Here is an 11,090-nt window from a genome sequence, read left to right as displayed (position 1 = left end):
GTAAGCGTCCGCTGAACACACCTTATGAATTCATCCTATAAGCCTTAATTTAGTCCCCACTTAAAAACAAGTGGGGACTAAAATTTATGACTACAAATCACCAGACATCCATCGCATCTCTTGCGAAAAAACGAAGAACATACAGTGCTGAATTTAAACAGCAGATCGTTCAGGCTTGTAAAGCACCGGACGTTTCAATTGCTTCGGTCGCTTTGCAACATGGATTGAATACAAATCTTGTATCCAAATGGATTCGCTTAATTGATGGTAAGCCAGGGAATGATCGCTCACCACTACCGAATAAACCTGCATTTATTGCCTTATCTTGCTCTACACCATTAGATCCTACTCCTACTGACATGTTAACGGTTCAAATTACTTTACCCCACTCAAAAGCAGAAATTGGCTTGAAATGGCAAGTATCAGAAATATCTGCTTTAGCAGAATTACTCAAGGCACTTGCAACATGATCCGCATTGATGAAATCTGGCTTTCTACCCAACCTCTGGATATGCGAGCAGGGATGGATACTATCATGGCTCAGGTGGTGAGAGCCTTTGGCTACATCAAACCGCATTGTGCTTACCTGTTCTGTAATAAACGTGGCCATCGCATGAAAGTGCTGGTACATGATGGACTGGGCATCTGGCTGTGTGCCCGGCGGCTGGAACAGGGAAAATTCCACTGGGCGCAGGTTCACCAGGGTGAAAGCATGGCGATCAGTCCGGAACAGTTACAGGCACTGATCCAGGGTTTACCTTGGCAGCGCATTGGACGACAGCAGGTGGTGACGATGCTCTAAACTAGGCTGGTCCATTCTGCTATTCTCCAAACGTTCTATTTCCTCTGCGTCATGACCTCAGGCATACTGCGGTCATGAATACGCTGCCAGACTTAAGCCAACTGACCCATGAACAACTGCTGGAATTTACCAGACAGTTGGCAATGCAGCATCAGTCTCTGGCACAATCAAATCAAGAATTAGAAAAATCAAACCAGCAATTGGATGCCAAAGTTCAACATCTTTCCATTCTCACGCAAAAATACGAGCATGAGCTCGCACTATTTAAACAGCACAAATTTGGCAGTAAAAACGAACATCTCACCGCAAAACAAATCCATCTGTGGGACGAAGCGGTTGAAGAGGATATCGCAGCAGTTGATTTGGAACTGGAGCGGCTGAATGCAGATAAAACCGATGCAGCGACAGAGAAAGCCACAGTCAACAAACCTAAACGTCGACTGCTGCCGGATCATCTACACACCATCCGTATTGAGCATGAACCTGCATCAACCCAATGCAGTTGTGGCTGCCAGTTACGTCGTATCGGCGAAGATATCAGTGAAAAACTGCATTTCAGACCGGCACAGTTCTATAAGGAACAGCATGTGCGTGGCAAATGGGTCTGTGATCAGTGTGACACCCTGACTCAGCAAGCGATGCCCGCCTATGTGATTGATAAAGGCATTGCTTCACCTGAACTGCTCAGCCATGTGCTGGTATCGAAGTATGCCGATCATTTGCCGCTGTACCGTCAGCGCCTGATCTATCAGCGGGCGGGCATTGATCTGTCCAGATCTACTTTATCTGACTGGATAGGTCGCTGCGGTGTAGAACTGGAGCCTCTGGCCAATGCCTTAAAAGAGGTGGTGCTGCAACAGCGGGTGATCCATGCCGATGAAACGCCGGTCACCATCATGCGGATGGGTGATGATGAGAAAAAACCGAAGAAAGGTTATGTCTGGGCCTATGCCACTACACAGTACAATCCAGTTCAAGCGGTGATCTATGACTTTCAGGATAGCCGTTCAGGTCAGCATGCAGAAGAGTTCCTGAATGGCTGGCAGGGCCATCTGGTCTGTGATGATTACAGTGGTTATAAAGCACGCTTTAAATCAGGCGATGTCATTGAGGTGGGCTGCATGGCGCATGCACGTCGTAAATTCCATGAGCTACATGTGACTGGGAAAAGTCAGATCGCTGAACAGGCATTACTGATGATTCAGAAACTGTATGCGATAGAAGCAGAACTCAGGAAAAAGACCGATAGTACAGCAGAACACCGCCGCGAATACCGACAACAGCACAGCCAACCGGTGATGCAACAACTGTATGAATGGCTCAACCAACATTATCTGACGGTGCCATCGAGTTCTCCAACCGCCAAGGCCATCAATTACAGTCTGAAGCGTTGGCCAGCCTTAAGCCGCTATCTGGATGATGGCAATCTACCCATTGACAATAACTGGGCAGAGAACTCTATGCGTCCCTGGGCATTGGGCCGTAAGAACTGGTTGTTTGCAGGTTCGCTGCGCAGTGGACAGCGAGCGGCAAATATCATGACTTTAATCCAGTCAGCAAAGCTGAATGGGTTGGATCCGTATGCCTATCTCAGTGATGTGCTGAAAAGGCTGCCGACGCATAAAGCGACCCAAATAGAAGAATTACTACCACATCGCTGGAAATCCAACTCAAATTAAAAAATAGGCATGGGGTTCAGCGGACGCTTACAATCAATCAAAAAACTTTAACTTACGGAGTTAGTCCATTTAAATCTATTCCTTTGAGTTAATCTGATATGAAAAATATTTAAGGTTAAATTATTTAGTTTTCTTAAAATTAACATAATACACCTTATACGAATGCAAAAATGGGAGCTATAAGCTCCCATTTTTAGTCTTTAATGCGCTTTTTAGCTTCTTCATAAACTATGCTATCAGCTCGTTTCCCGACTGTGATGAGCAAGATAACTACCTGATCATCTTTAAATTGATAGACAAGTCTGACACCAGCTTTTAATAATTTAATTTTATAGCAACCTGCAAGATCGCCTCTTAGCATATTCTTTGGAATATGTGGCTGCTCTATGACTTTGGCTAGTTTCTTCTTAAATTGATCTCGTATAGCAACAGGGAGTTTTTCCCATTCTGCTGTAAAGTCCTTGTGACGTAAAAGCTTATAAGTCATCTAATGTGACTTCCTCAAACATCTCTTTAGGATCATTAATGCGCTTACGGACAAGAGCTAATAATTCTTCATCTTCTTCCGAAAGCAAAGCTTTTTTGACAGGCAGTTTCCCAGTCGTAGCAACATACTCAAGAATACTAGTGAAGAAATCCGTAGGTGCAATACCTTGCTCTTTAAGGATTGAATAAGATTTTTCTTTAAGGGCTTCATCGATCCTGAAGTTAACAGTAGCCATCATATTTCCCAAGTATTTAATGTACTAGGAACAGTGTAATGCAAATTGCATTACAAGTCGACTTTGCATAACAGCCATTATGTTAAATAGAATCAAAAAACCTCCAATAAAATCGTTATAGTATTATTGTTTATTGAGTAGATAAGAGAATTAAATTAGTGAAATACTCAAATGGAAAAATAGTAAAAGCTCTCTTACTTTCTCCTTTACCACTACTTTTTTTCACAGCAGTCCTGTTTATCGTAATGAATCAGGAATACAGCCTATACTCGATTTTAGTGGTTCTTGTAGGGCACGGTCTTGTCTACTTGGCTTATTGTATTTTGACTGTACCTTTCAGCTTCATATTCTCAATTCTTTTAAATCGTTATAACAGTCTTAATTTATTAACTATCTGTATTGCCTCTATAATTATTGCTACTCCATTTTTTATTCTTTTTGGATGGAGTCACACAGGAGAAATTTCGAAAGAGTGGTGGAAGATGTATACAGATACATGGACTATCTTTATGGCTCTATTTCCTGGCTTATGTTATTGGCTATTTCTGATTAACCTAAAAGATAAGAAATCAAAGAATATTGAATAAACCATTGCATAGAGATTCTTAAATTTCCCTAAAATTAACATAATACACCTTATACGAAGTCAAAATGTAAGCCCCAAGTAGAACTGTTCTCGATAAATAATGAGCTAATTAACAGTACATATTCGGCTCACAATATGAGTCGAATTTGTGCTATATTTAACTCATCTTAGATTTTAGATGAGAGAGATTGAAAATGCAGAAATGGATTTGGCAAGCAGAAAACTGGACAAATTTCACATGGCAAGATTCAACTATCTTACCTAAAACCAGACAGATACATCAAAAAATAGGAATTCTTCTTGGACAAAGTCAGCATGATTTAGCGAAAGAACAATTCACTCTAGATACTCTACTTGCCAATCTCGTTGCTTCATCAGCAATTGAAAATGAAACCCTCAATGTTTTTTCATTGCGATCATCTTTAGCCCAACGCTTGGGTGTCACTCTTGAACAGCCTTATCCAAGCTCAGATCGATCAGAAGGTTTAGCCAATATCATGCTGGATGCGCTGAACGATGTTAAGCAACCACTGACTGTTGAGCGCCTCATGCAATGGCATCGTTGGCTTTTCAATGACCCCGACTGGACAATGCAACGTTTACGCATTGGTCAACTGAGGGGATCAGAGCCTATGCAGGTCGTTTCAGGTCGATTGGATTACCCTAAAGTACATTTTGAAGCACCGCCAAGAGAAGGCTTAGAAGAACGCTTACATACCTTCATAGCGTGGTTTAATCAGAGTCTGAATGATTCATTGCTTGATCCTCTGTTACGTGCAGGCATTACCCATTTATGGTTTGTTACCCTACATCCTTTTGATGATGGTAATGGCCGTATTACACGTATACTTACAGACCTTGCTCTAGCTCAAATGGATGAGCAAAGTATCCGTTTGTATGCAATGTCTACTGCGATATTAAATAAACGTAAAAGTTACTATGAGATATTAGAACAAACTCAAAAAAATGATTCTGATATCACAGATTGGCTGATTTGGTTTCTAGACACGTTGAATGAAAGCCTTGAAAAAACCTTAGCGCAGATCAGTCGAACATTGTTTAAAAGTCAATTTTGGCATAAATATTCAAATTTAGCCCTGGGTGAAGAACAACGTAAAGTTCTAAATCGTTTATTAGACGGTGGCGAAAATGGCTTTGAACATGGTATTAGTGCTTCGCAATATCAAAAGGTTGCTAAAGTCAGTAAGGCAACGGCTACTCGCCACTTATCAGACTTACTTGGGAAAGAATGTATCGTTAAATTAGAAGGTGGTGGACGTAATACACGCTATCAGATCAATACCCAGTTATAGATATTCTAAGCAATAAAAAACCCCGGCATCCTGCCGGGGTTTTTCATATTGGGTTGCTAAGTATGACTCCTGTCTTACCTCACGTTCCTGGTGCGATCTTTCTTATTCTTGTTGTTTGGAACATCCTGTTCTCTATGGCTTCATCATAGGAAAATTCACCTATCCTGGACAGCTGCAAAGAACCGGAATTAACGTAAGCCAAAGCGTACAAAATAGCCTAAATTTTATCCACAGCAATTGGGGATAGTTTTGGATCCTAGAAGCCGATGAAATGGGCGCTGATTGCTAAATCGATCGTTTTTTAATCAAATTTACTGGCGAAATGTTACAGATTTGCTTAAAAACTCACCAACTTATTACAAAAGCCGATTTTTTGCCTTTTCTTTGTCATGACTGAATTTTTAAGTTATTGATTTTAATGTTAATATACAAATTTGTTATTCACCAATTAAAATGTCTATGCGATAAACCATTTAAAATGTCCTGTTTTTAACCACAAGAGTCAAGCACAGGATTTAACTTTCTTTGTTCAATAACAGCTTTCTGAGCTTTACGACTTGGCATACTTTTCTTGAGACGGGAACGTTTATTCTGTTTTTCCAACTCTTCATGCTGTTGCTGAATATGTGCCAGAACTGTACCTAACCGTTTATTCTCAACGATCTCATTCTGCTGTAGCCCAGCTAATTTATTGAAAATGCTGTAGTTGAGCTTTCGTCCCTCGTGCATGAAGGCCACAGTCCCATCCGGGTACTCCAGAAATGAAATATATTGCCCAACAAGCTTATGATTCAGCTCTATCGGTTCAAGCAGATAAATACATTTGTCATAGGTCAGGGTCAGATTCTTGGTGACCTTACGCGGTTCCTGCCAGGTAAAAATATCATCCAGTTCAAGATGAGATTCGGTTAATGGCCGATGTAAATTCTTTGAGTTTCGCGCACACTTGGCAAACTTCTGATTGAAATGCTCAATAAAGCAGGGCAGCCAGGCATTTGCCTCGGCAATTGAACAGATACCTTCTAGGCACATTTCCTTGATCAGGCGATCCTGGAGTGTTCTATTGGCACGTTCCACACGGCCTTTGGCCTGGGGTGAGTTGGCGAAGATAATATCAATATTTAACTCATTCAGAATCCGCCCAAATTGCGTGATCTGGCTATCTTGGCTCGATTTCTGATTCACTCGGAATACCGAGTGTTTATCGCTATAAAACGCTAAAGGCTTGCCGTATTGCTCAATGTAGGCTCGGGTTGAAAGCATATAATCAAAGGTCGTTTCAGCCTCACAAAAGCGCAGATGCAACAGCTTTCCAGTGGCGTCATCGATATAAACCAGCAAGCAGCATTTGGAAGCTCGACCTTCAAACCAGTCATGATATGAGCCATCGATCTGGATCAGCTCACCGAAGCAATCACGGTTGTATCGAGGCTGATATGGACGTTTCAGGCGCTTGGATCGAGGAATCCAGAGGTCATTTGCAGTCATCCAGCGACGAACCGTTTCTACCGGGATATGCAGGCCAAACATGCTGCTGAGCTTCTCATGAGCCCATGTAGGACCAAAGCCAAGTAAATGTTCAGAAATAATGGAAAGACATTCTGATTTTAACAGGACGTCATGGCGACGATGACCCGGTTGACCACGACTGGCATGTGCCATACCTGAGACACCATCTTGATTGAGCTTCTGCAATAACCGGGTAATTTGACGGGTGGAAAGATTCAGGATTTCAGCAGCACGGACCTGGGTAATACGATGATCTCTAACGTCTTGCAGAACTGCAAGACGTTGAATTTCTTTATCAGACATAGTGATCAGCATTTATATTTTATATCCAGTCCATGGTGATAAAAACCATCATAAACCAGACATTTTTATTGGTGAGAATATAGACACTTTAAATGGGTTCTAACAAATGTACTTCGTATAACCGCCATTATGTTAAATGGGTGAGTCTTAATGCTCTTTCTTTACGTAAGGTTGTGGTTCCTTGAACCTTGGATCTATAAGTTTTTTCATTTCTTTTTGTTTTTCTTTTTCCAACTTATCTACAATTTTTTTCATTCTATCTAATTCTTTTGCTCTTTCTACTTGGAGGAAATATTGTTGTTTTTCAATAGCCTTAATTTCACTAGCTTCTAAATATTCATCACTTTTAATTTCTTCGGCGAGTAAACCAATATACAAAGCATTAGCTTTTTCTATTGATCCATCTGATTTGGATAGGGCCATAGCCCATAGGCCAGGTCGTTTATAGCCAGTTGAGAACTCAGTAAGGGCTAATTCATAGAATATTTGTTCATTCTTTTTATGAAGTATAATTTTTTTTTTAATTTTATTAAAAAGCATTGATCTAGTTCCTTACCTGTTAACTCAAATAGTTTATAATTGCTCGATTAATATAATACACTCTATACAAAGCCTAGAACGATAGCACTAAGAAATGAAGAGCAAAAAATTAATTTTATGTTTAGTATGTGGATTATTCATTCAAGCCTGCACTTCTAAAGAAGAAATAAAAGAAATAGAAAATAAAAAAATAATTGATGAAGAAATTCGAAATTATATTTCTGATAGAAAAAATTTACTGGAAGAAAAGTCTAATAAAGTTTTTGGGATAGGTCTTGATAGTAGCTATAAAGACTTACAAATACTTTTGAATCCTTCTTTATCAAGTTCAACCTCGGCAACTTATGAGGATGGATTAGAAAATAGTAATTTTCCTATGGATGCTACCGATGAAAAATTGGAAAAAGTAAGTCCATTAAACGATTTTACAGAAAGTTATTTATTTAAAAAATCTATAAATAGCTTCGAGGAAAATAATTTTAACTATAAAATTCAGCCACCTAAGCCTTCATATCCATTCAATAGTTATGAAGCTAAAATAAGTAAAAAGTATGGAGTTTGTTCACTTTTAGGTACTTATAATTTTGATAATGAATATTCAGATCAACTAGATATGGGCTTAGCAAGAAGTTCGTTTTATGGAAAAGCAAATGATATCGCTAATATTTTAAACCACAAATATGGGTCTCAAGAATTTCAATTAAATCCTATAGATCCATTTGATCAAGCACAATCTAATGGAAGAGTAATGGGAAAATGGATTACCCGAGATATGCAAATTTTATTAACTGGATTTATATTTGAACACAATAATGGTAAGCCGTATGAAAATATTCAAATAGAGTACATATCTAATAATCTAGAATGCCATGAGGATGTAAAAAGAAGTTTAGATGACGAATTAAAAAATGAAAGTAATGAAAAAATAGAGAAACAAAAAACCAAAAATTTAAATGATTCCTCTCTTTAATCAAGTTTTCTAATTATGTTAATTTTGTGAATCTTTTTAATAAGATAGGATAAAAAATTATCAATTATTTAGTATTTGTTTAAATTGGATTTAATACCAATTATATGTTTTTTATTTGATATTAGTTGTTCAACTGAAAGACAGTTTTAACTGTTATTTAATTTAATTCTGCTAAAATTAACATAATACACCTTATACGAAATTCAAATAATATTTAATTAAAAATCAAATTGTTATCGCATATTAAAAAGCCCACTCTCCCTCGAATGGACTTTTTTTATGATTTATCATGCTCCACGCTTACTTCTTGACCAATGTTCCACGGTTTTAATAAGCCCTGGTGAATAATCAGATAAGAGATATGGCTTAAAAAAGTTGCTCTAGAAGCCTCTTTTTTTGGGTTCTGGTTCAACTTGTTCAGAAATAGCAATCCGTTTAGGTTCACTATAATAATATTCCCAATGAAAGACTAAATTAGCTAAAGATTTTAGATCTTTTACATTTCCAAAAAGTGCAATCTGTGTGATTTTTTCTTCAAAAAGCTTTCTAATATCTATTTCATTATTGATATTGTAAAAAGGCTTTAGATCTCCCCCAAACGGCTTTGTTGCACAAACCTATCTGTAAAGGGTTTTTCAGCGATATAATTTTCAAATGAAGAAGCCTACACACAAAATCTACCGCACAACCAATTGGCCCGCATATAACCGAGCACTCATGAGTCGCGGAAATATTGCCATTTGGTTTGATCCTGCTACGCAATGGTATGCGCCATCAAAAGGCAAACAAGGGCGAAATCAAACCTACTCCGACGCAGCCATCCAATGCTGCTTAATGATTAAATCCTTATTCCGTCTGTCTTTACGTATGGTCACTGGCTTTGTGCAAAGTCTGATTAAACTTTGCGGATTAAATTGGATAGCGCCAGACTACACTACAATTTGTAGACGACAACAGCATATTGATATTGCAATCAGCTACCAAAAAAGTAGCGATGGGCTGCATCTACTCGTAGACTCTACAGGCATGAAGTTTCTAGGTGAGGGCGAATGGAAACGCAAGAAACATGGAGCTGAATATCGTCGCCAATGGCGTAAACTTCATATTGGTATAGATGCCAAAACCCTACAAATACGCGCTATTCAGCTCAAAACCAATAATGTCAGTGATTCACAGGTGCTTGGTGATTTACTTAATCAGATTCCACAAGATGAGCAGATTGACTCTGTTTATACCGATGGAGCTTATGACACCAAGCAATGCCGTCAGGTCATTGCAGATCGGCAAGCACATGCGGTGATTCCACCTAGAAAAAATGCGAAACCATGGAAAGATACAAAGAGTAGCTCGCTAGAGCGAAATGAATTACTTCGAGCAATTAAACGTTTAGGCAGGACACTATGGAAAAAATGGTCAGGCTATCATCGGCGAAGTTTGGTTGAAACTAAGATGCATTGCATCAAATTATTAGGAGATAAACTCAGTGCAAGGAGTTTTGATAGCCAAGTCAATGAGATCCATGCACGTGTGGCAGTCCTCAACAGATTTACGGAATTAGGTCGACCACTTACCCAAGTTACGCCTTAAATTTGGCTCAATTAGGGGCGCTTTGCATTTCAAATCTTTGTGCAACAAAGCCCCCCCAAACTGATTAATAAAAACTCCCCATTTAAAAGCTTTTTTAAAATCTTTCCATCCAGCTTTATCTTCGACTAAAAGGCTCAGAATCATATAGAACTCTAAAAACTCTATCATCTTGTCTGCTGCTGCGTAACGAATGTATTTAAAAGCTATTCTCATATTCTCTAGTGCTTGAACATATTGTTTTTGTTTGTAATAAATGACAGCATCAATCCAATTCTTTAACCAAGGATAAATTTCATCATTTTTAATACTCTTATACTCATTTAACCATACGTCATAATCTGATCTATCACCTTTTATGAGATCATAAGCATGAAAAATATTTCCAATATTTACTTTAAAAGGGGCCATGATTTCTTCAGTTTTTTTTGTTAACCCTAAGTACCGATGTATATGTATAGTTGCTGCATGATATGGTTGATTTTGAGGTATCCAAAGCTCGAGCATTTGTTTAATAGTAAATTTTTTCTGCATTTCTAAAAAATTTTTATTAAATATTTCAATGTTATAAACAAAAAGACCCTCAAAGAGAAATTCTTTTTCTTCTATGCTCATTGAATTAATATCTTTAAAAGGTATTTCTCCTAATAAAATGAAAAAATCTCTTTTCACTGCAGAATAAGCTTGTATGAATAAATCTACGTATCTTGACGTATATGAAGAGCCATATGTTGATGACATTGCATTTTTGCAATAAGTTAGAAACCTAGCAATCAAAAGAAAAAAAGTATATGTATCTATAAGCTTAGTATCGAGTTTTTGATTTTTAAAAGCTCTATGAAATGTACTAAGGATTTGAGATGTACTTGGCAATTGAACTTTTCCAGCTAGCCAATTTTTTACATTAATCAAATCCTTATCATTTTGGTCTAAATCATTATCTAGTTGATGAAATGCTTGATATGTTATTTCTTCAGAACTATAAATCCAGTTCATAGCATGCATGAAAGGAGTTTTTTCTGAATCTTAGAGGTGGTCCCACTTGTTTGAACAACTAAAAGCTTATTTATAAGTGATATTCT

At 38.1% G+C, this 11,090-nt stretch carries 12 protein-coding genes; 7 read left to right on the top strand and 5 right to left on the bottom strand.

Annotated features, from left to right (window positions below):
- The first annotated feature begins 86 nt into the window (after positions 1-86).
- The 3 genes from tnpA (at position 87) to tnpC (ending at position 2,481) form a co-directional block, all read left to right on the top strand.
- Positions 87-470, top strand: a complete 384-nt coding sequence (gene tnpA, locus F893_RS17135; RefSeq protein ID WP_004733109.1) for an IS66-like element accessory protein TnpA — start codon at positions 87-89, stop codon at positions 468-470.
- Entirely contained in the window at positions 467-802 is a 336-nt protein-coding gene (gene tnpB, locus F893_RS17130) for an IS66 family insertion sequence element accessory protein TnpB (RefSeq protein WP_004691519.1), read from the top strand. Before tnpA ends, tnpB begins: the two co-directional genes overlap by 4 nt.
- 74 nt (positions 803-876) lie before the next feature.
- Positions 877-2,481 carry an IS66 family transposase gene (gene tnpC / locus F893_RS17125; protein WP_004733110.1) on the top strand — a complete coding sequence of 535 codons (1,605 nt, stop codon included), beginning with the start codon at positions 877-879 and terminating at the stop codon, positions 2,479-2,481.
- Between the two features lie 193 nt (positions 2,482-2,674).
- On the opposite strand, the gene F893_RS17120 is transcribed toward tnpC, so the two are convergent.
- Positions 2,675-2,968 carry a type II toxin-antitoxin system RelE family toxin gene (locus F893_RS17120; RefSeq protein ID WP_005254654.1) on the bottom strand — a complete coding sequence of 98 codons (294 nt, stop codon included), beginning with the start codon at positions 2,966-2,968 and terminating at the stop codon, positions 2,675-2,677.
- Entirely contained in the window at positions 2,958-3,203 is a 246-nt protein-coding gene (locus F893_RS17115; RefSeq protein WP_000246755.1) for a type II toxin-antitoxin system RelB/DinJ family antitoxin, read from the bottom strand. The genes F893_RS17120 and F893_RS17115 overlap by 11 nt, the downstream gene beginning before the upstream one ends.
- A 158-nt stretch (positions 3,204-3,361) precedes the next feature.
- Here F893_RS17115 and F893_RS17110 point away from each other — a divergent pair, with 158 nt between their 5' ends.
- Together F893_RS17110 and F893_RS17105 are read left to right on the top strand one after the other, a co-directional pair.
- A complete protein-coding gene (locus tag F893_RS17110; protein ID WP_005254651.1) occupies positions 3,362-3,790 on the top strand; it encodes a hypothetical protein in 429 nt (142 codons plus the stop codon).
- A 193-nt stretch (positions 3,791-3,983) separates the two neighbouring features.
- Positions 3,984-5,102 (top strand): Fic family protein, encoded by a 1,119-nt coding sequence (locus F893_RS17105; RefSeq protein ID WP_005254650.1) that lies wholly within the window; start codon positions 3,984-3,986, stop codon positions 5,100-5,102.
- 489 nt (positions 5,103-5,591) lie between these two features.
- Here the strand turns inward: F893_RS17105 and F893_RS17100 are convergent, their stop codons facing one another.
- Both F893_RS17100 and F893_RS17095 read right to left on the bottom strand, forming a co-directional pair.
- The gene (locus F893_RS17100) at positions 5,592-6,926 is read right to left on the bottom strand and encodes an ISNCY-like element ISAba32 family transposase (protein WP_005254649.1); all 1,335 of its coding nucleotides are present in this window, start codon (positions 6,924-6,926) and stop codon (positions 5,592-5,594) included.
- Between the two features lie 135 nt (positions 6,927-7,061).
- Positions 7,062-7,454: a hypothetical protein gene (locus F893_RS17095; RefSeq protein ID WP_005254647.1), complete on the bottom strand. Its 393-nt coding sequence runs from the start codon at positions 7,452-7,454 to the stop codon at positions 7,062-7,064.
- 94 nt (positions 7,455-7,548) lie between these two features.
- Here F893_RS17095 and F893_RS17090 point away from each other — a divergent pair, with 94 nt between their 5' ends.
- Both F893_RS17090 and F893_RS17085 read left to right on the top strand, forming a co-directional pair.
- Positions 7,549-8,424 (top strand): hypothetical protein, encoded by an 876-nt coding sequence (locus tag F893_RS17090; protein ID WP_005254645.1) that lies wholly within the window; start codon positions 7,549-7,551, stop codon positions 8,422-8,424.
- Positions 8,425-9,078: 654 nt separating this feature from the next.
- Positions 9,079-10,011: an IS5 family transposase gene (locus F893_RS17085; RefSeq protein WP_081400855.1), complete on the top strand. Its 933-nt coding sequence runs from the start codon at positions 9,079-9,081 to the stop codon at positions 10,009-10,011.
- On the opposite strand, the gene F893_RS17080 is transcribed toward F893_RS17085, so the two are convergent.
- Positions 9,979-11,013, bottom strand: coding sequence for a hypothetical protein (locus F893_RS17080; RefSeq protein WP_005254642.1), 1,035 nt, complete (start codon positions 11,011-11,013; stop codon positions 9,979-9,981). The two genes, F893_RS17085 and F893_RS17080, sit on opposite strands and share 33 nt — an antisense overlap.
- Positions 11,014-11,090: the final 77 nt, after the last annotated feature.

Source organism: Acinetobacter sp. CIP 102136 (genome assembly GCF_000369685.1).
Taxonomy (GTDB): Bacteria; Pseudomonadota; Gammaproteobacteria; order Pseudomonadales; family Moraxellaceae; genus Acinetobacter; species Acinetobacter fasciculus.
This window is presented reverse-complemented; position numbering and strand designations above follow the sequence as displayed.

Coding starts and splice junctions, on each gene's coding strand:
- tnpA (WP_004733109.1), top strand. CDS start 87: ATGACTACAAATCACCAGACATCCATCGCATCTCTTGCGAAAAAACGA.
- F893_RS17105 (WP_005254650.1), top strand. CDS start 3,984: ATGCAGAAATGGATTTGGCAAGCAGAAAACTGGACAAATTTCACATGG.
- F893_RS17090 (WP_005254645.1), top strand. CDS start 7,549: ATGAAGAGCAAAAAATTAATTTTATGTTTAGTATGTGGATTATTCATT.
- F893_RS17085 (WP_081400855.1), top strand. CDS start 9,079: ATGAAGAAGCCTACACACAAAATCTACCGCACAACCAATTGGCCCGCA.
- F893_RS17120 (WP_005254654.1), bottom strand. CDS start 2,968: ATGACTTATAAGCTTTTACGTCACAAGGACTTTACAGCAGAATGGGAA.
- tnpC (WP_004733110.1), top strand. CDS start 877: ATGAATACGCTGCCAGACTTAAGCCAACTGACCCATGAACAACTGCTG.
- F893_RS17100 (WP_005254649.1), bottom strand. CDS start 6,926: ATGCTGATCACTATGTCTGATAAAGAAATTCAACGTCTTGCAGTTCTG.
- tnpB (WP_004691519.1), top strand. CDS start 467: ATGATCCGCATTGATGAAATCTGGCTTTCTACCCAACCTCTGGATATG.
- F893_RS17080 (WP_005254642.1), bottom strand. CDS start 11,013: ATGCATGCTATGAACTGGATTTATAGTTCTGAAGAAATAACATATCAA.
- F893_RS17115 (WP_000246755.1), bottom strand. CDS start 3,203: ATGGCTACTGTTAACTTCAGGATCGATGAAGCCCTTAAAGAAAAATCT.
- F893_RS17095 (WP_005254647.1), bottom strand. CDS start 7,454: ATGCTTTTTAATAAAATTAAAAAAAAAATTATACTTCATAAAAAGAAT.